This window comes from Cernens ardua (assembly GCF_051251085.1).
Lineage (GTDB): Bacteria > Pseudomonadota > Gammaproteobacteria > Pseudomonadales > Halomonadaceae > Cernens > Cernens ardua.
In genome coordinates, this window is record NZ_JBPCZH010000001.1 from 583,244 (window position 1) to 602,669 (window position 19,426).

A 19,426-nucleotide genomic window follows, 5' to 3' on the forward strand; every position below is an offset into this window, starting at 1 on the left:
ACTTAGTTCTATATTAATTTTATGGGTAGGGATATAGGATGCCTCGAAATAAGCCATGGAGTCGCAATGAGTTAATATTAGCGCTCGATCTGTACTTTCAAGAACCACAACCAAAGCTTGATGACTCTGATCCACACGTGCAAAGACTCAGTACATTACTCAACAAGTTCCCCCTTAAGCAGGGCGAGCATCGCGATGCATCTTATCGTTCGGCAAGTTCTGTGGCCCTCAAACTTCAAAATATAAGGTCTGTTGCATCCCATAAAACGGCAGGACGTCACAATGGCGGAAAGTTAGATAAGATTGTTTATGATGAATTCAAAAATAATCCCATTCTGTTAAAACAGTCCGCTGCAGCTATTAAAAACGCGATACATATAGATATAAGCCGAGCTAGAGTATCAAGCGCTGAGAGTCTCGATCAAACCTCCACTGCATATGAAGGTGGCACCAAATATTTACTGCATAAAGTATATGAACGTAATAGTGCCATAATAAAACAGAAGAAGCAGGCAGTACTGCATGCGAAGGGCAAGCTTGAATGTGAAGCGTGCGGTTTTAACTTTCATGAAATTTATGGTGAACGTGGATACGGATATATCGAGTGCCATCACACCTCCCCGGTGAGCCAATTAACGTCGAATGATGCGACGACGCTTTCTGACCTCGCTCTTTTATGTGCCAATTGTCATAGAATGATTCATGCGAGAGAGCCTTGGCTTAGTATGGAAGAGCTAAAACTCTTACTACGGAATACCTACTAGTCGCCGGTTAAACCATTACGGCATCACTACTTTATCGCTCCAAACGCCATTTACCTCTACCTACTCGCGCGCCAGCGCGTTAGAATTACCCCATAACATAACCCCTTCATTTATCAGCCCCGCGCCGACTACCGGAGCGGCGGGCTGTTTTGACGTTGTCCGAGGCCTCATGTCCACACGCAAGATTCTCGTTACCAGTGCCCTGCCCTACGCCAATGGGGATATTCACCTTGGGCACATGCTCGAGTATATCCAGACGGATATCTGGGCACGTTTTCAAAGAAGCCGCGGTCACAGCTGTTACTACGTGTGTGCAGACGATGCCCATGGTACTGCCATCATGTTGCGCGCCGAACAGGAAGGTGTGACCCCAGAAGCGCTGATCAGTCGTGTCAATGATGCTCACCAACAGGCATTCAGCCATTACGGCATCAAATTCGACAACTTCTATAGTACTCACTCACCCGAAAACCGTGAGCTGGTCGGTCATATTTATAACGCATTGCAGAAAGGCGGCCACATTGCCACCCGCGATATTCAGCAGATGTACGATCCGGAAAAGGGCCTGTTCCTGGCGGACCGCTTCATCAAGGGCACATGTCCCAAGTGCTACGCTGAAGATCAGTATGGCGATAACTGTGAAGTCTGTGGTGCCACCTACACCCCTGCCGAGCTAATCAATCCTGTCTCGGCCATCTCGGGTGCGACACCGGAAGTCCGTGACTCCACCCACTATTTCTTCAAGCTGCCCCAATTCGAAGAGTTTTTAGCTCAATGGCTGGATTCAGGCACTGTGCAACCGCAAATCGCCAATAAATTGGGCGAATGGTTCGAAGCCGGATTGAATGAGTGGGATATTTCACGAGATGCGCCCTATTTTGGGTTTGAAATTCCAGATGCGCCCGGCAAGTATTTTTATGTATGGGTAGATGCCCCTGTCGGCTATCTGGCCAGTTTCAAGAATTTGTGTGAGCGTGAAGGCATCGATTTTGATGAATACTGGCGCGCCGATTCAACCGCCGAAGTTCACCACTTTATCGGTAAGGATATCGTTTACTTTCACACCCTTTTCTGGCCCGCGATGCTTGAAGGTGCGGGCCTTAGAAAGCCCACGCGCGTCAATTGCCATGGGTTGGTTATGGTGAATGGTGCGAAGATGTCCAAGTCACGTGGCACCTTTATCAAAGCAGATACCTATGCACGTTTCCTTAACACTGAGTATCTCCGTTATTACTACGCTACAAAACTGACGCGCCGAATTGATGATATTGATCTTAATTTCGAGGATTTCACAGCCCGTGTGAATGCTGATCTGGTCGGTAAGGTCGTTAACATTGCAAGCCGGTGTGCCGGATTTATCCGCAAAAGCGGTGGCTCTCTTGCCAGCGAACTCACAGAACATGCCCTGTTGGACAGTGCAATAGAGGCAGGTGATGAAATTGCGGCGGATTATGAAAATCTGGAATACGCGCGTGCAGTGCGCCGCATTATGGAACTGGCCGATGAAGCCAATACCTATATTGCCGAGCAGGCTCCCTGGGCACTGGCCAAGGAACCGGGCAATGAACAGCGTGTACTGGATATTTGCTCGCTGGGCATCAATCTGTTCCGTCAATTGATTGTCTATTTGGCCCCGATTGCACCGCAATTGGCTGAAGATGCCCGTACCTTCCTGAATATTGAGACGTTGGATTGGGACAGCCGTCTCCAACCGTTACTGGGCCATGAAATCAACAAGTTCAAACCATTGCTGCAACGTGTTGAACCGAAACAGATTGAAGCGATGATGAACGCATCTGCAGACGATGCCTTGGCGGAAGAGCGTCTGAAAGCAGGTAGCCAAAATGAAACCTCCCAACAGACTAACGATGCAGCTGACGCATCATCCTCTACTGAAACAGCAATCGAACCGTTGGCTGATGAAATCAGCTTTGAGGATTTCATCAAGGTCGACCTGCGTATTGCGCGGATCGAGCACGCCGAAGCTGTTGAGGGTTCCAACAAACTACTGAAATTAACGCTCGATATTGGCAATGAAACACGGACTGTATTTTCCGGTATTGCCAAGCACTTCGAACCGGATGCGCTGATTGGGCGTTTGACGGTCATGGTCGCTAACCTGGCGCCCCGCAAGATGCGATTTGGTGTATCGGAAGGGATGGTCCTTGCCACCGGTAATGATGAGGGGCTTTACCTCCTTTCACCGGACAGCGGTGCACAGCCGGGGCAGCGTGTCACCTGATGAGCCGTTCTGCCAATAAGACCCTTCCTCTGGAGACGATCCAGCTGGTCGATCAGTTGGATCATCTGTTGCCGCAGACACAATGTGGTAAATGCGGTCATGGCGGCTGTCGCCCTTATGCGGAAGCCATGGCCCAGGGCGAGTCGCACACCAAGTGCCCACCGGGGGGAGAACGTACGCTTGAAGCATTGGCGACGGCTCTACATCGCCCCTTGGGCCAGTTGGAAGAACCGGCTGAAACACCCAAGCTGGCAGTTATACGTGAAGACGAGTGTATTGGCTGCACCAAATGCATTCAGGCTTGCCCTGTGGATGCCATTGTGGGGGCTGCCAAGCTGATGCACGGTGTGCTGGAAAATGAATGTACCGGATGTGAGCTATGTGTGGCGCCATGCCCGGTAGATTGCATCGACATCGTGGATCATCCTGTATGGAAAGGGGCGCACAACACGTCCCAACAACAGGCGTACCTTGATGCACGCGCGGCAATGGGCCGGCAACGGTTTGCTGCTCACAATGCCCGTATGACTGCACGTAAAGCGGCGCTTCAGGCCAACCGGATGGAACGCTTGAAGCGGCGTGTTTCCAGCCGCTCTGAAACCGTTACTCATCATGATAAGTCTGAACACGGTATCGAAGGGACAAGGACACGCTTCCCGGCGGAAACATCGGCTTCTGTTACAACGGCACCATCATCACGAGCCTCCGGTCGGGACACTATAGGGGCAAAAGCCTCTGCCGTGCACGGCGCCTCTTCAAAAGGACATACCCCGCGTGATGCGGCGATGATTGCACGTCTGATCCACAAACTGTCTCGAATGTCTGAAGATGATCCCAAACGAGCTGAGATCGAGCAACGTCTACAATCATTACATGCAGAGGCTGATGCTGCCGCACCGCAACAAAGTCGCCAACTCAAGATGGCGCTGGCGGCGGCAGAGCAACGCCGACGTATGGCAGAGCGCCACCTGAAACATTGCATCAGACAGTGTGGACCTGCTGAAATCGAGGCAGCCAAGGAGCAGCTTGCTCAGGCCCAATTAACCGAACAACAGGCACGTGAGGCGCTGGGATAAGGCGCCCCTACATTTGGCAGTAGGTTTTCATGAATAATCAAAAAAGACGGTTGATTTTCGAACGACTACGCGAAGCGAATCCTCACCCTACCACTGAGTTGGAATGGACATCCCCCTTCGAGTTATTGGCTGCCGTGGCACTTTCTGCGCAGGCCACAGATGTTGGTGTCAACAAGGCAACACGCAAACTCTTTCCTGTAGCCAACACGCCGCAAGGCATCGTCGATTTAGGTCTTGAGGGCGTGAAGGAATATATAAAAACGATTGGGCTTTTCAATAACAAGGCCAAAAATCTGGTGGCGATGAGTGAACAGTTGTTGGCCTTGCATGAAGGTGAAGTACCGGATGACCGCACAGCACTTGAAGCCCTCCCCGGTGTTGGCAGAAAAACCGCCAATGTCATTCTGAATACCGCGTTTGGGCATCCGACAATTGCAGTCGATACGCATATCTTCCGTGTCTGTAATCGTACCAAAATCGCGGTGGGGAAAACGGTAGATGATGTTGAACAGAAGCTGATCAAGGTCGTTCCGAAAGAGTTTAAACAGGATGCCCACCATTGGCTGATCCTGCATGGGCGTTATACCTGCGTAGCGCGCAAACCCCGATGCATGAGCTGCATTATCGAGGATTTATGCGAGTTCAAGGACAAGACGTCGTAATATTCTGTTGCCCCTGTCCAACAAGCCCTGCATTTGATTGACAGCACTCATGAATCGATAGCGAATAGCAACACAACATCCATAGTACGCAGGTCTTATGCACAGAGTAACCACTCTCCAGAGTCACGTCTCCTGAAGGAGGGTGGCTACCTCATTCCCTCCCTTTCACGGAACTACGCCATAAAAAAGGAGCCCATAAAGGGCTCCCAAAGCGTTGCTTGCCATGTGCCTGATTCAGGCTAGAAGACAAAGTTCACATTGGTATAGAGGGTTCTTCCGACCATGTCATAGAAGATAGGGTCACTCCCATACAGATCAGAGAACGGTGGATGACGATTGAACACATTATGTGAACCCACATCTATCCGAAGCCCATTGCGGAAATGGTAGCCCAAGGCCAGATCCCACGTGGTGTAGGAAGCCACTTCCTTATGGTATTTACCACCCGCCCCCGGATTATAGTCATGTAATTTACTGAAAAAGTTGTTGGTAACGCCTGCATACCAACCACCACGCCGCCAGCTCAGCGTAGCGGAATGTCGCCAACGTGGTACCTGCCCCATAATTGTTCCTACTTCACTCTGCCAGGGGGCATCCTGACTTTCCTGCTCCTTGAACTGGTTAACATAGGTGCCATTCAGACCCAGGTTCCAAGTGCCATAAAGATGCCACGTATAGTTAGTCCCTATATCCACCCCATTGGTACGCTCTTTTGCCACGTTGCGGGTCGGATTATCCAGATAATCGATATAACCGGTTTTCGAACTACGATGAATAGCATCGGGGTTATGATCCAGCAGATACTGTGTATCTTCTTCTCCGAAATCATTCTTGATGTTGATCCACCATAAATCCGCTGTAGTCTCAAAACCGGTAACGGGTTCAAACACTACGCCTAGAGAGTAGTTTTTAGATTTGGCAGGCTTCAGTTTGCTGTTACCACTATACCGTTGTTTGAATCCAACCTTACATACTTCGGTGGGATCCGTACCCGCAGCGGCTTTACCATCTGGACATAACTCCGGATCATTTCCCTGCGGACCATAAGAGTAATAGGCAGGCTGGTACAAATCCGTCAGCGTGGGTGCTTCAAATCCTGTGCCATAGGAACCTCGGAAAACCAGCGACTCAATCGGTTGATAGCGGAAAGATATCTTGGGGTTAACCGAGCTGCCTACTTTGGAGTAATGGTCGTAACGTACAGAGCCCGTAAATTCCAAAGCATTCAAGACAGGAAGGTCAATCTGGCCAAACACACCTTCATTGGTACGGTTCGCAGACATAGATTGATTAGGGTCCAAGCCAGATCCCTGCACGCCTCCAATTTTTTTGCTAACGCCCGCACTATATTTCTCGTGCGTAGCATCTGCCCCCACTGCCACAGCGACCGGGCCTGCACCGAACCAATTACCTATCGTTCTGTGTGCATTACCATCGATGGAATAGTCCTTGGCTACGCCGTATTGGGCCAAACCATGTACCTGCGCGGCACGCAATGCGTTTAAATCACGTGAATTCGGGGATTCAAACGGATTGAATTCTCCTTTATCCACTGCATTTTGTAACGCATCATCATTCAACCAACCGCCTTCAAAATCCTCATGAAAGCGTGAAATACCATAGGCCAGTGCAGAATCATAGGTCCAACCCAAGGCATCTCCACGAAGTTCGAACATTAGCCTTTTTTCATCGTTCGTATCCAGCAACCGACGTGATCCTAGCGCACGTTCCCTATACCGCGCATACACTGGCTGACTTGAATCCAACCATGAGGGAGCCGCCGGGCCTTCGCTATTGCCTGGATAAAAAGGTGAGGAAGGATCAACTTCCAAACCTCCATTCCCAGTCTCGACAGCATAGGGTGTCCAATGCTCTCGGTTTTTACTTCTATCCCAGAAATAGGATAACGCACCGGTGGTATGATTATTTATCTTGAAAGTCCCTACCGTATAGCTCGTCGTATTTTCACGATGAGTAACAGCATCGCCTACTCTACGTGTGTCATAGGCACAACGCCCCTCGTATGCCACTCCATCGGCACATGAGGACAGGCTGGATGCACTTATATTTTGCCCCTGACTAATGTTTGCAGGGGAGTTGTAAGAGCTAAAAGGTGGTGAGAAATAGGGATTGCTGACATGGTTGTAAAACTGGCGACGACGAAGCTGTAGCGCATTTTGTTTGCTGTAGGAAAGGACACTCATAATGTTGAAGCCCTGTTTGTCCAGGTCGCCATATCCCCAACTACCCGTGTATCCCTGATTTTGGCCTCCACCCCCTTTGGTCGGCGTGGCTCCCTGGAATTCCAGGTTACCGCCCTGTAGATTACTTTTGGTAATGAAGTTGATTACCCCCGCAATCGCATCAGAGCCATAGAGTGCAGAACCACCATCCCTTAAAATCTCGACACGCTGAATGGCATTGAAAGGTATAACATCAAGATCCGTGAAATCGCCGCCATAGGCACTGGGTGCAATACGACGTCCATTCAACAGTACGAGCGTTTTATCCGAACCCAGACCACGTAAATCTGCGCCACTGGTTCCTCCCGTATAGTTGCCAAAGGTGCTCGTTCCCAATGAGTTACTTTGGTCAGATACGTTTGCGCTAATCCGGCGCATCAGTTCATCAACGCTCGTAATCCCTTCCGAACGTAATTGATCCGCGTTGTAAACGGTGACGGGCTCAGCTGTTTCCTCATCTGCACGTGGAATCGCCGAGCCGGTTACAGTCACATTCTGCAAATGCTGTGCAGAAGCCGTCGACGCTGTAGAGGCACTAGCAGCGGCTGCCGGTGCTGCCGGTGCTGCCGGTGCTGCCGGTGCTGCCGGTGCTGCCGGTGCAACGGCATCATGCGTGGCGCCTTTTGTCGAGCTTTGATTACGATGATGGGATGAGGCAGCGGCAGGTATGGTGTCAGCCCAGGCATTACCTGCCAATAGAAGCGACGAAGCCAACATACTAGCCTGTACCAACAAGCTCAGGCTTTTTCTCTCCTGACGAGGCGTACCCGATTGCTTTTTCTGAGAATAATAATGGGTATGAGCTAAAATGCGATTTTTCACACAAAAACGGTGGCCTTCAGGCAAAGTATTGCCCGCCCCATTTCCCGGCGTGTTGATAACCATGACAATGTGATCCCTGATATTTTAATTATTGGAGGAACTTCAACGAGTCTCTGCGTACTCTTGATCAACTTGATAATGATATGTGCGTATTATTGTTCATTTATGAGTGAAGCCCTCGTGGTCAGGCACGAGGATAGGGGATGATGGCTTCAGGCATAAATACCGTATTGTTATAACATATACTAGCTGTTTTTTTAGGAACAGTGCCAGTCGTCGTCATAGGCTTCATTCAGTACACTATCAGGCATCGAAAATCTTACCGTCCATATCATCAATAAAACGCTGGGCCTTTAGTTCCGTTAGTTCGATACAAGCCTCCCGATCAGGCAAGGTGTCCGAGCGTTCAAAACGGTATATTTCTCCCCCTTTTTCTGCATCATGCCACTCAATCACACCACTGACCCGAAACTGACCATTCACCTGTTCGGGCGTTGATATAATGGTGAATCCCTTGTATTCAATGGTTGGCCCCTGAATAACCTTCTCTTTTCCGGAAGAGGCTTTGCCACGCCCTAACCCAAACAGTTTTTTCAACATATCCGCTTGTTCCCATTAACGAAATCAAAATCATCACTATCATAGCATTGATAACATAGCGATAAACGGCTTAAAACCATGGTTAGGCAGGACGCCACGCCTCACGAATGTTACTATACACTCTTATCGAAGGCGCTCGTCGACTACAGCAGGCTGGCGTTCGCAAGCTGATCAATGCATAGAGGATACTGCATGACCACCGCAAGCAAGACCACCTCCATGAGCGCGAGGTTTCGTGGCTACCTCCCCGTTATCATCGATGTTGAAACTGGCGGGTTTAATTCCGAAACCGATGCCTTGCTGGAAATAGGTGCTACGCTGCTGTGTATGGATGAACAAGGGCAATTGATCATCGATGAAACCTGGTCTGCCCATATTCAGCCCTTCGAAGGAGCAAACATCGAACAGTCCGCACTGGATTTTACGGGTATCCGTCTTGATAGTGCATTACGTCAGGAGGCCGCTGTCAGTGAAGAGGAAGCGCTGAGTGATCTTTATAAAAAGATTCGGCGCTCGATGAAATCACAGGATTGCACACGCGCTATTCTGGTCGGACATAACGCTGCTTTTGATCATGGTTTCATGCGAGCTGCCAACGAGCGCGCTGACATCAAGCGTAATCCTTTCCATCCGTTTTCCAGTCTTGATACCGCATCACTTTCCGCGCTGGCCTATGGTCAGACCGTGCTCGCAAAGGCATGTGCCGCTGCGGGAATTCCCTTTGATCAGCAAAATGCACACAGTGCCGGGTATGATGCCGAGCGGACGGCAACGTTATTTTGCTCAATCGTCAATCGATATCGGGATCTTGGCGGGTGGGATCTCACTTTGCGTGAACAGGAAATGGAGCGCGAGGGCGAAGAAGAATAATTATTCCCTGGCTTTTACTTTTATTTCTACCTGGATAGCCGCTCATACTGGGCAATATTTGGTAACGGGGATATTCGCTTTGGCGTTTTCAACTCTGCAGCTTTAAGCCATCTGCATAGAAAGCCCCCCTAATAACCTAACCTGTACCCTGCCTATTAAAAAGCCCCCTCCGCATCGCAAGAGGGGGCTCTATCATCATGACATCAGGTTCTGCTCGACATAGCGAAAAGACGAATAATCAGTTATCGCCCTCTTCGGTCTCGCTTGCTGCAGCGGCTTCCTTCAATATGGGCTGAAGCTCGCCGTTTTCGTACATTTCAACAATAATGTCACACCCACCCACCAGTTCACCATTGACCCACAGCTGCGGGAACGTTGGCCAGCTGGCATAGACAGGTAATTCTGCTCGAATATCAGGGTTTTCCAGAATATTCACAAAGGCAAAACGCTCGCCACAGTTAATCAGGGCCTGGACTGCCTGAGCAGAAAAACCACACTGCGGAAATTGGGGAGACCCTTTCATATAAAGCAAAATCGGGTTTTCACTGATTTGCTGCTTGATGGTATCGAGAGTTGTACTCATGGAAATATATCCTTTAGCCAGTAGTGATGCCATCTAACGGGAAGTAGTACCCCCTGTCAAAGGCTCACAGTCTTGAATAGGTGCTCAGCTATTTGTCTACAGTGTATTAAAAGTAGCGGGCAAGTGCGAGGGATAGACCGTCTCTTTATGATGATTATATCTTCACCTCAGGTATATCGGCCCATCGTGTGGTATAGCGTGGAGAGCAAAACTCGCTTCTCAAGTGCCAAACGGCATCGGCGCGCTTACCGTCCAGCGGCACGCCGAAAGTAATGGTGTCGCGCCCAAGCGTCTGATTGATTTTATCGACCGTCGACAGCAGCTTTTCCCGCTGCTCAGGTGCAGCATCCGGGGTATGGAACAAGTCCGTGTGTACGCGTTCCTTGTCCAATAGATCCAGCATCATGCAGCCACATTTCATGTAGGTGAAACCCTCCCGCCATATCTCCGACAAGCCCTGTTGCACAGCGGCAATGATAGGGCGTGTATCATCGGTGGGAGATACCAGTGAGACAACATGAGTGGGGCAATACTGTGGCTGTGTCAGGTTATGTTTATTGGTTTTCAGAAAAAGCATCACCGCCTGTGCCACACTCCCCTGACGACGCAATTTTTCTGCCCCATGCTGTGCATGCAGGGTAAGTGCTTCCCTGACGTCTTCATAACGGCGGGTTTGCCGCCCGAAGCTGCGGGACGTCATGATATTCTGCTTGGGCTCCGGGCTTTCAGCCTGAATACAGCTCACACCCCGCAGTTCATAAACCAGCTTTTCCTGCACAACCGAAAAACGCGCACGAATCCATTTGGGATCGGCCTCACGCAGTTGCCATGCGGTATGAATGCCAGCAAGCACCAGCCGCTCCTTCAAGCGACTCGAAACACCCCAGATTTTATCAACCGGGAGGTTTTCCAGAAGGTGACGTGTGGATGCCGCTTCTGGGTCCAGATAGCAGACGCCTTCATAAGCCGGTTGTTTCTTGACCAAATGACTGGCGACTTTTGCCAATGTGCGACTGGTAGAAAGTCCAACACTCACCGGAATACCGGTATTGCGATGAATTTCGTACTTCATCTGTAGGCAACGCGCGACAATGTCCTCCTCTTGTACCGAAGGCCAGTGCAGGAAGGATTCATCAATACTATAGACGTCCACTTCGTGGCAATGTTGACGCAGCAGGCTGGTGACACGCGCACTCATATCCCCGTATAGCGCGTAATTGGAGCTACATAGAGTGATACGCCGACGCACTTCACGCGGGATCTTGTGTGTCGGCATGCCCATGGAAACGCCAAGCGCCTTCAGCTCTTCACTACGCGCAATGACACAGCCATCATTATTGGAAAGCACACCCACAGGCTGCCCCATCAGATGCGGTGCGAAAGTACGTTCGCAGGACACATAGAAATTATTGCAATCCACCAACCCAATAATGGAACGCACTACAGTTTCCCCTTGATCAAGCGATGTACATTATGAGTAACAACACCCCATACATGACAATCATGCCCCGACAAGGGAATGGGGGGATATTCCGTATTACCGGCGATCAGGTAAGGCCGTGCACCCAATAACTGATATCGTTTGACGGTCAGCTCGCCATCCACGGCAATAATGATGACATTATCGGGTTCGGGCTCAAGTGAGCGATCGACGACGAGAATATCCCCATCATAGATACCATCCCCTTCCATTGAATGGCCCTTGGCACGTACAAAAAATGTGGCGCTGGGGTGCTGAACAATATGGTCCACCAGATTCAGCGGCGTTTCGAGATAATCCTCCGAAGGAGACGGAAACCCTGCCCGCACCTCCCCCGCAGCGAATGGCAGCTTTCTTACCTCGGTTTCTACACTGCCTATTGGTTTGGCTATAACGTCCATATACGATGACATCCAAAGCTCACCTTTACGAAAACTGTATATTTATACAGTTTATGGACATAATGAGCAAGATGAATTTATCGAAGACAGTCTAGCCATTCCATCCAATACCCGCGATCATGTCCTGTGTGGCAACATGATCGGAGAGGCCACAATATGCGGATGAGATCAATAGGAAACAGTATGATGTCCCTCAGCACTTTCCTTGTATCAACAGATGAATTGGCAACACACCTTGATCATCAGGATATCGTCCTGCTGGATGCCACTTTTACGCTCCCCGGTGTGACGCCCACCGCCGCAGCGCTTTACAGGACGCGGCATATCCCCACGGCGAGATTCTTTGATATCGATGCATTTGCCACAGAGAATGCTCCCCTGCCCCATATGCTACCCGATGCCGAACGCGGGATGGCGTTGTTGGCTGAACTGGGTATTAATGCCGATAGCCAGGTGGTGATTTACGATACCCCCGGGCTGATGTCCGCACCACGGGCATGGTGGACACTACGTCATTTTGGTATTCGCAATGTCCGTATTCTGGATGGCGGGCTGCGCAAGTGGTTGGCAGAAGAGCGCCCTGTTACGGATCAGGTACCCTCTTGGCAGCCCGTACCTGCTTCATCCTCCCCCAACATTGCAACGGATGTGGTCACTAAAACACAGATATTGGAGATCGTGGAGTCAGGCGAAGGGGCAGATGCACAAATCGTCGATGCGCGTGGAGAAGGTCGTTTCAAGGGAAGCGAGCCTGAGAAACGCCCCGGAGTCAGATCAGGCCATATTCCCGGCAGTATCAACATTCCTTTTGATCGCTTGAGTAATGCGGAGACAGGCCGGTTATTACCTCCCGAACAACTTCGCCATGTCATTACATCGACAGGGCTTGATTGGCAACGGCCGGTGATTAGCTCATGTGGATCAGGTGTCACTGCCTGTGTATTGGCTTTTGCACTCAATACCCTGGGGAAATCGGATATTGCGATTTATGACGGGTCATGGACAGAATGGGGCGGCGATCAGACGTTACCTGTTGCAACCGAATAATAAGGAATAGAAGGAGAAAGCGGCTGCTAACAGAGGATAAAAAACAATCGTTATATAGCCACGACAGATTGAGCCGCATAAAAAACGGGGAAGACCATATCAAATGATCTTCCCCGTCAAAATTTGGTGGAGCCTAGCGGGATCGAACCGCTGACCTCAACACTGCCAGTGTTGCGCTCTCCCAGCTGAGCTAAGGCCCCTTAACTTGGGGCGTACTATACGTACAACCTGCTGAATGGTCAAGCCTTTTTGTAAAGAGAAACCATACGACAAAAATACTCAGAGCCTCATCCATAAACAGAGGCGCAGGTACAAACGGGAAAGAAAGATCGGCAGCCCCTTGAATGGAAAACAGGCGTATTTACGACATATTCAGCCTTAATGACAACAGTCCCGATTGTTTCACTATATTTGTGCCTACCGTTTCCATATCAAGGCTTCCATCCCGACGCTTCCACAAAAACGTTTTGCTTTCATAACGACACCCCGTACATGTCGCCCCCTTTGGAAATACAGCCTCTGTTTACGATGAGGGTTTGTCCGGATGTGTTTGATTAGCATCGTCATGCTTCTGTGGCGCTTCTTTTTCTTCCTCTTCTTTCTGTTTTTCCTGCTCTTCTTCTTCAAGCTTTTCCACTTTATTGTGGCGTAATTGCTGACGATAACCGTAGGTCGCATTGCGCACGACCTCCTCACTTTCAAGGCTGGCCCCAAGAGCGCCCGCAAACGTAGCCACGGATGTCGTTAACCAGGCCAGCAATGCCGTCGTCCCAACACCAACATGATGTTGTAGTGTAGATGCCATATACCCCGAAGGTACAAATACCAGTACGGCTGCAAAGAACATGCAGAATAGCGTAAAGAAATAGATGCTGATCCCGACACACAGTGTCCCCACCGTAGCTGCATTATATAAACGCGAAATAATACGGGATGACGTATAGGAACTGGGCTCCCACAGGTTATGGTCGATAATGAGCCACGCCACCATTGACCCTATTGCTGCCAACATCATAATGACAAAACGAAGCGCAGAATAATGGTCGCTCATCAGCCACAAAGAGGTAAAAATCAGACCATAAGAACCCGTGGCAAATGCGACAGCGTAGATACGTCGGAAAGCTGGTAACATGGTCCAGGGACGATTGGCACGAACCATTCCCCCCAATAGTTTGAGATACCCTCGGATGCGTGCACTGAAGAAGAAACGGACGTCCAGTTCATCATCCCCATAGGTGGCACGTTTTATGGGAACCAATAATTCGGAAAAGCGCGAGCCCATCAGTTCCCGGGAGCTGGTCGTTTGGATGCCGTGTCGCTTACGTGCGTCTTCCTGATCATCCATACGCTGTTGCTGTACATCACGCTCGGCCGGATCAGAACCGTAATGCAGTTCGTTGACGAGATGAATCACGGCCTCTCGCATACGTGCCCGCAAAGGTGAAATACCCAGAGTAGGCTGGGAAATTACCGCTACACCCCGTTTTTTACTTCCCTCGGCCACGACAACATGACGCTCAAATACCAACGGTATGTCCGTAATACACACGATATAATGCCAACCGTATCGCTGCTTCATTGCAGCCGCACGGTCGATGACTTCGTGGACATCGCCCCCTGCCCCCACCAAAGGATCAGTGACTGTTTCCACCACCCAGTCGACTTCGCCATCCACATGCCATTTGAAAAGATCCGGGAGCTCCCCCTCGATTTGGGAGATCACCTTTTCAGGTAGTTCGGGTGCAGGAATCAACCCCACTACCAATGACCTGGAGGCTTGCTGATCCGACGAAGCTCGGTGGCTATCCTGTGACATCTTTTCCTGAGATGCACCTTCCCCTGATGCCTCGTTGTTGTATTTTTCATTCATTCGCGAAAACACTCCTTGCTCGCGGAATATTCGATAGCGCCATTCTTTAAAACGCCCGGAATGGATGTACCAAGGACGCCTTGTTATTACGCTTCATCTCTATAATCGTTCATCAGAGGGTAGCAAAAAAAGAAAGGGCATACCTGCATTAAAAGCAGGAAAAAAAGCGGTTTCAATCACTTAATAACACGGCAAATCTCCCTACACTTCCCCCATCCTTCCTCAAGAAGAACGTTTGTTGTTTTAAAAGACGTATGTCGAAACCTGGCATATGGCCCATCACACATAGAGACAACGATAGAAGCGGATATTGCCAAAAGAGAGCATCAAACAAGGGAAGACAGTACAAGCCTAAAGGGAGGAAGAAGAACGAGGAAAGGCTGTATCCTGCCGTGCAAGATACGCTTACACGACAAAGACAAGAGTAGATGGCAAATAGAGAAGTGTAACCGTGGGGGAATGAACGATTATTCCTCACGCTGACCATAATAGGCACGCAACCGTTTGGCCAGGAAGTACAGCTCAATCACGGACAGTAAAATCAGCAGGTAGCCGATGGATTCCGTACACTCTTCACCCATATCCTTGGCCGTGCGTATGTAATGCCCCGCCAGTGAGGTTTCCCACAGAATGGCACGTCCAAAAAGGCGGGAATAGACATAGGTGGTCAGAAAACCGCCCAGAAACAAGCCAAACGGTAACGTCGTAAAATAGAGACGCATCTCATCCAGAAATGCCTTCCGATGTTTGTATGCATAGACCAATGCCAGCACGATGATGACCCAAACAGCCACCATCCATGCATGCAGCAACACCATATCGGTCCAGTAATCATTTTCGCGAATCAGTGAAACAAAGGTGAAGGACGCCATCACCAGCGTACCGACCGGGAAAATATTGAATTTGCGTCGGATATACAAAAGGCCCGCCGTGGCAAGCAGCAGGATCACCGACTGAGAGAATTCAGTAAATGACCACTCGGAAAATTTCCAGTGTAGATCCGTATGGCGGCTGGCATCCCAAAAAATGCCATGGTTATAGGCCATGTAGAGCAATACATAAAGGCAAATACGCACAAATAGCCAAAGACACTGTTTCGGAGTCATAAGGGGCTGTTGGACACCAGCCGGCAAGGGGGGGTAATGAGAGGACATACAAACACCTATTGGCCGGACGATCTTACCGAGCCCATAAACAGACGACTCAGGTCGTATAACGCGGCCGATTTGAATGGGATTGGATGAAAATGTTAAGAAAAATTATCGTTATTGTAACGTTTTCTTAATATTTCGCCACCCTGCATGGCGAACACGCTCTCCGAATAAAACCATCCATTTTTTATTCAATGGCGTATCGATGATGGCTGCTAGTGGCCACCAAGGTCTTCTTCCCCGGGTTGTCGCTGGTATAGACGCCTTCCGTGTTACATAGCCACCATATTTGCTAAACTATCCTCAACATTATTGTCTGTTGATTCATTCATCCGGACTGTCTGGGGCATTACTTTGTCATCATCGGATACACCACGGGTTGAAAGCGGTTCCATCGCACAGCCAACGCCCTCTTCTTCGCCTGCCTTCAATGCCAGTGAATTCCTCAAGAATACACAGCAGAAGCCGGGCGTCTATATTATGTATAACGAGGCAGGCGATACCATTTATGTGGGCAAGGCAAAGCGTTTGCGTGCGCGATTGTCGAGCTACTTTCGCAAGACTGGCCTGAATATTAAAACACAGGCGTTGGTCGGCCGTATTCATCGGATAGAGCTCACCTACACGAACAACGAAACGGAAGCGTTGATTCTTGAACAGACGCTGATCAAATCCCGCAAACCGCCGTATAACATTTTATTGCGGGACGACAAGTCCTACCCTTATATCTATGTTGGCAACACGCATGACTTCCCCGCACTGGAATTCCGTCGAGTACGTTACAAACGCAAGGATGGCCGTTACTTTGGCCCATTCACAAGCTCATTGGCGGTAAGGGAAACGCTATCGCTTCTGCAAAAGATTTTCCGGTTACGCAACTGTGAAAACAGCGTTTTCGCCAATCGCTCTCGCCCCTGCCTGCAGTATCAGATCGGCCGTTGTAGTGGGCCCTGCGTTGGGCTGATTTCACAGCAAGACTATAAGCGCGACCTCGACCATGCCGTCATGTGTCTAGAAGGTAAAAGTGAAGAAGTGGCGCTACAGCTCAGTCAGGATATGGAACAGGCGGCGGCAAACCTCGCTTTTGAAAAGGCCGGCTGGCTACGCGACCAGATTCAGCAGTTGCGAAGTCTGCAAAGCCAGCAAAACGTGGAAGTACAACATGGAGATACCGATGTCTTCGCCTATGTCCAGCGCCCCGGTGGTTTTGTAATCACGCTACTGACCATCCGGCAAGGTCGGGTCATGGGAGCACAGCACTTTACGCCCAAAAGTGGCCTTGATGTCGGGCAGGGAGAGCTGCTCTCGGGCATGATCGCGCAATATTATATTGGGGGCGAACGTGAAATTCCCCATGAAGTCATTACGTCTGAAGCGGTGGACGATGCAGATGTTCTACAGCAAGCCCTGAGCGAACGGGCGCAACGGAATATTCGTTTGACACATCAGGTCAGAGGACACCGTGCTCAATGGCAGCAATTGGCGCTCACCAATGCGGAACAACATCTGGCGACTGAGCTGGCCAATCACCAACGCATCATGGAACGTTTCATTGGGCTACGTGATTTATTGGGGTTGAAAGAAGTCCCCAAACGATTGGAGTGTTTCGACATCAGCCATAGTCATGGTGAAGCCACCGTTGCCTCTTGCGTGGTCTTTGACCAGAATGGCCCACTCAAATCGGATTATCGTATATTCAACATCAATGGGATTACTCCCGGTGATGATTACGCCGCCATGCAGCAAGCACTGACTCGGCGTTACAAGCGTATCGTGGATGAAGATGGTAAACGCCCTGATCTGCTGATTATCGATGGAGGGAAAGGTCAGCTCAACATGGCACGCGAGGTGCTGGCAGGAATAGAGGGTGTTGGCGAGCTAAAAGTCATGGGAGTCGCCAAGGGGGTTACTCGCAAGGCTGGCCTCGAAACCCTCTTTCTTGAAACAACGGATAACAGCATTGAAGTGGATGCGACCTCCCCTGCGCTTCACCTGATTCAACATATTCGTGATGAATCACACCGCTTTGCCATTACCGGGCATCGGCAGCGGCGCGACAAAGCGAGGCGGACCTCAACACTTCAGGAGATTGACGGTGTCGGCCCCAAGCGACGCCGCGAATTACTCCGTTATTTTGGTGGCCTTCAAGGTGTGAAGGAAGCGAGCCAGGATGATTTGGCGCGTGTACCGGGCATCAGTCGCCAGCTAGCCTCGCAGATCCACGCAGCACTCCATGGCAGCTAGGCATAGGGTAACGTAGGACCTTTTCCTCTTCTTACTGAATGAAAGTGTCTCGACGCCACCGTTCTCTTTGCCTAGAATAAGGCCCGTAGGGCCGCAAGCAGGCGGTACCTTTAAAGAAAGCCAGTGCTTTCCCACGAGCAAGGAACAACCTGAGCAATGAACATTCCCAATATTTTGACGCTGATCCGTATTATTTTCATTCCGCTTCTGGTTATTGCTTTCTATCTGCCCTCGCATATTGGTTATTTCATCTGCGCCATTTTCTTTGGCCTGGCCTCCATTACAGACTGGTTTGACGGCTTTCTCGCGCGCCGCTGGAATCAAAGCACGCCTTTTGGCGCATTTCTCGATCCGGTAGCGGATAAATTGATCGTGGCTGTTGCCCTGGCGCTGCTGATTCAGCGTTACTCCAACGCATGGATGACCTTGCCAGCCCTTGTCATTATCGGACGTGAAATCGTTATCTCGGCATTGCGTGAATGGATGGCAGAGCTGGGCAAACGAGCCAATGTGGCCGTTTCCTATATCGGGAAGGTAAAAACGGCATTACAGATGCTGTCGATTTTCATTTTGTTGGGCGCAATACCAGGCACAATCGTGGCATTTATCGCTCAGCTCATGCTTTATGCAGCAGCGATTTTGACGCTATGGTCAATGCTTCAATATTTACGTGCAGCGTGGCCTGATCTTGTTCGGGATATGTAAATCGTAAAAATTTCCCCAAAAAGCAATAGGTTCCAATTGACACCACGCCTGCGCCAAGTATAATGCGCCCTCGTGTTCAAGCGGGAATAGCTCAGTTGGTAGAGCGCCACCTTGCCAAGGTGGAGGTCGCGAGTTCGAGCCTCGTTTCCCGCTCCAGCATTGATCTGATAAAGTGATGTCAATGACTGGTTATAGGCTGGATGGCAGAGTGGTCATGCAGCGGACTGCAACTCCGTGTACGCCGGTTCGATTCCGACTCCAGCCTCCACTCAGAATTTTCCCCGTAGCCCGAATGGCGGAATAGGTAGACGCAAGAGACTTAAAATCTCTCGACCGTAAGGTCGTGCCGGTTCGATTCCGGCTTCGGGCACCATTGAAATCAATGGGTTATACGTTTAGCTCTTCCCCCTCCCCGTCGTGGTCGCAATCTATCCGCATCGATCTTAAGATTGTATAATCTCGCTTCTCTTTACATCTTTCAGAGCAACGACAGCTCAAATACGCCATGTCCGACAGGCACAAGATTTACTTTGGGTGGCTTTCCTTTGTTCCATGGTATTAGGCCATTTTTTGTCCCCCATTCTTCTATGGCCCTATTGTTGGATGTGTCGTCAACATGGTTGCAGCTATTCCAAAAGCTCGGCTTGATTCGGTAATCAGATGCGA

General features: G+C 50.0%; 14 protein-coding genes, 4 tRNA genes and 1 pseudogene. 11 read left to right on the plus strand and 8 right to left on the minus strand.

The features are described from left to right. The first annotated feature begins 38 nt into the window (after positions 1-38). From LMG33818_RS02580 to nth, 4 genes and pseudogenes are all read left to right on the plus strand, one after another. A complete protein-coding gene (locus tag LMG33818_RS02580) occupies positions 39-764 on the plus strand; it encodes an HNH endonuclease (protein WP_442321788.1) in 726 nt (241 codons plus the stop codon). A gap of 169 nt (positions 765-933) precedes the next feature. Then, entirely contained in the window at positions 934-3,006 is a 2,073-nt protein-coding gene (metG, locus tag LMG33818_RS02585; RefSeq protein ID WP_442321789.1) for a methionine--tRNA ligase, read from the plus strand. Continuing rightward, positions 3,006-3,428 (plus strand): annotated as a pseudogene (locus tag LMG33818_RS02590) (RnfABCDGE type electron transport complex subunit B); the annotation flags it as partial. The gene metG and the pseudogene LMG33818_RS02590, both read left to right, overlap by 1 nt. A gap of 683 nt (positions 3,429-4,111) precedes the next feature. Next, the gene (nth, locus tag LMG33818_RS02595; RefSeq protein WP_442321790.1) at positions 4,112-4,744 is read left to right on the plus strand and encodes an endonuclease III; all 633 of its coding nucleotides are present in this window, start codon (positions 4,112-4,114) and stop codon (positions 4,742-4,744) included. A gap of 239 nt (positions 4,745-4,983) precedes the next feature. On the opposite strand, the gene LMG33818_RS02600 is transcribed toward nth, so the two are convergent. Beyond that, positions 4,984-7,872 carry a TonB-dependent receptor gene (locus LMG33818_RS02600; protein ID WP_442321791.1) on the minus strand — a complete coding sequence of 963 codons (2,889 nt, stop codon included), beginning with the start codon at positions 7,870-7,872 and terminating at the stop codon, positions 4,984-4,986. Positions 7,873-8,112: 240 nt separating this feature from the next. Next, positions 8,113-8,409: an HlyU family transcriptional regulator gene (locus tag LMG33818_RS02605; protein WP_442321792.1), complete on the minus strand. Its 297-nt coding sequence runs from the start codon at positions 8,407-8,409 to the stop codon at positions 8,113-8,115. A gap of 192 nt (positions 8,410-8,601) precedes the next feature. On the opposite strand from LMG33818_RS02605, the gene rnt reads away from it, so the two are divergent. After that, entirely contained in the window at positions 8,602-9,279 is a 678-nt protein-coding gene (gene rnt / locus LMG33818_RS02610) for a ribonuclease T (protein ID WP_442321793.1), read from the plus strand. Between the two features lie 238 nt (positions 9,280-9,517). Here rnt and grxD read toward each other — a convergent pair whose 3' ends face one another. The 3 genes from grxD to LMG33818_RS02625 all read right to left on the minus strand — a co-directional run bounded on the left by grxD (position 9,518) and on the right by LMG33818_RS02625 (position 11,755). Then, positions 9,518-9,862 carry a Grx4 family monothiol glutaredoxin gene (grxD, locus tag LMG33818_RS02615; protein ID WP_442321794.1) on the minus strand — a complete coding sequence of 115 codons (345 nt, stop codon included), beginning with the start codon at positions 9,860-9,862 and terminating at the stop codon, positions 9,518-9,520. A 154-nt stretch (positions 9,863-10,016) separates the two neighbouring features. Further along, complete coding sequence (locus LMG33818_RS02620; protein WP_442321795.1) at positions 10,017-11,303, minus strand: Y-family DNA polymerase; 1,287 nt, start codon at positions 11,301-11,303, stop codon at positions 10,017-10,019. Then, complete coding sequence (locus LMG33818_RS02625) at positions 11,303-11,755, minus strand: LexA family protein (protein ID WP_442321796.1); 453 nt, start codon at positions 11,753-11,755, stop codon at positions 11,303-11,305. The genes LMG33818_RS02620 and LMG33818_RS02625 overlap by 1 nt, the downstream gene beginning before the upstream one ends. Before the next feature lie 171 nt (positions 11,756-11,926). On the opposite strand from LMG33818_RS02625, the gene sseA reads away from it, so the two are divergent. Beyond that, complete coding sequence (gene sseA, locus LMG33818_RS02630; protein ID WP_442321797.1) at positions 11,927-12,790, plus strand: 3-mercaptopyruvate sulfurtransferase; 864 nt, start codon at positions 11,927-11,929, stop codon at positions 12,788-12,790. 124 nt (positions 12,791-12,914) lie between these two features. Here the strand turns inward: sseA and LMG33818_RS02635 are convergent. The 3 genes from LMG33818_RS02635 to LMG33818_RS02645 all read right to left on the minus strand — a co-directional run bounded on the left by LMG33818_RS02635 (position 12,915) and on the right by LMG33818_RS02645 (position 15,814). Then, positions 12,915-12,990 (minus strand) — tRNA-Ala (locus LMG33818_RS02635). Between the two features lie 323 nt (positions 12,991-13,313). Continuing rightward, the gene (locus LMG33818_RS02640) at positions 13,314-14,660 is read right to left on the minus strand and encodes a hypothetical protein (protein ID WP_442321798.1); all 1,347 of its coding nucleotides are present in this window, start codon (positions 14,658-14,660) and stop codon (positions 13,314-13,316) included. Between the two features lie 467 nt (positions 14,661-15,127). Beyond that, positions 15,128-15,814 carry a hypothetical protein gene (locus tag LMG33818_RS02645; protein ID WP_442321799.1) on the minus strand — a complete coding sequence of 229 codons (687 nt, stop codon included), beginning with the start codon at positions 15,812-15,814 and terminating at the stop codon, positions 15,128-15,130. Between the two features lie 390 nt (positions 15,815-16,204). Between LMG33818_RS02645 and uvrC the strand changes: the two genes are divergently transcribed. From uvrC to LMG33818_RS02670, 5 genes are all read left to right on the plus strand, one after another. After that, entirely contained in the window at positions 16,205-18,055 is a 1,851-nt protein-coding gene (uvrC, locus tag LMG33818_RS02650; RefSeq protein ID WP_442322171.1) for an excinuclease ABC subunit UvrC, read from the plus strand. A 156-nt stretch (positions 18,056-18,211) separates the two neighbouring features. After that, a complete protein-coding gene (gene pgsA, locus LMG33818_RS02655; RefSeq protein WP_442321800.1) occupies positions 18,212-18,760 on the plus strand; it encodes a CDP-diacylglycerol--glycerol-3-phosphate 3-phosphatidyltransferase in 549 nt (182 codons plus the stop codon). A gap of 80 nt (positions 18,761-18,840) precedes the next feature. Further along, positions 18,841-18,916 (plus strand) — tRNA-Gly (locus LMG33818_RS02660). A 38-nt stretch (positions 18,917-18,954) separates the two neighbouring features. Next, positions 18,955-19,028 (plus strand) — tRNA-Cys (locus LMG33818_RS02665). A gap of 18 nt (positions 19,029-19,046) precedes the next feature. Continuing rightward, positions 19,047-19,133 (plus strand) — tRNA-Leu (locus tag LMG33818_RS02670). The last annotated feature ends 293 nt before the right edge of the window (positions 19,134-19,426 follow it).

Excerpts from the sequence above, each read along its gene's own strand:
- LMG33818_RS02580 (WP_442321788.1), top strand. The coding sequence starts at position 39 with ATGCCTCGAAATAAGCCATGGAGTCGCAATGAGTTAATATTAGCGCTC.
- metG (WP_442321789.1), top strand. The coding sequence starts at position 934 with ATGTCCACACGCAAGATTCTCGTTACCAGTGCCCTGCCCTACGCCAAT.
- nth (WP_442321790.1), top strand. The coding sequence starts at position 4,112 with ATGAATAATCAAAAAAGACGGTTGATTTTCGAACGACTACGCGAAGCG.
- LMG33818_RS02600 (WP_442321791.1), bottom strand. The coding sequence starts at position 7,872 with ATGGTTATCAACACGCCGGGAAATGGGGCGGGCAATACTTTGCCTGAA.
- LMG33818_RS02605 (WP_442321792.1), bottom strand. The coding sequence starts at position 8,409 with ATGTTGAAAAAACTGTTTGGGTTAGGGCGTGGCAAAGCCTCTTCCGGA.
- rnt (WP_442321793.1), top strand. The coding sequence starts at position 8,602 with ATGACCACCGCAAGCAAGACCACCTCCATGAGCGCGAGGTTTCGTGGC.
- grxD (WP_442321794.1), bottom strand. The coding sequence starts at position 9,862 with ATGAGTACAACTCTCGATACCATCAAGCAGCAAATCAGTGAAAACCCG.
- LMG33818_RS02625 (WP_442321796.1), bottom strand. The coding sequence starts at position 11,755 with ATGTCATCGTATATGGACGTTATAGCCAAACCAATAGGCAGTGTAGAA.
- sseA (WP_442321797.1), top strand. The coding sequence starts at position 11,927 with ATGATGTCCCTCAGCACTTTCCTTGTATCAACAGATGAATTGGCAACA.
- LMG33818_RS02640 (WP_442321798.1), bottom strand. The coding sequence starts at position 14,660 with ATGAATGAAAAATACAACAACGAGGCATCAGGGGAAGGTGCATCTCAG.
- LMG33818_RS02645 (WP_442321799.1), bottom strand. The coding sequence starts at position 15,814 with ATGTCCTCTCATTACCCCCCCTTGCCGGCTGGTGTCCAACAGCCCCTT.
- pgsA (WP_442321800.1), top strand. The coding sequence starts at position 18,212 with ATGAACATTCCCAATATTTTGACGCTGATCCGTATTATTTTCATTCCG.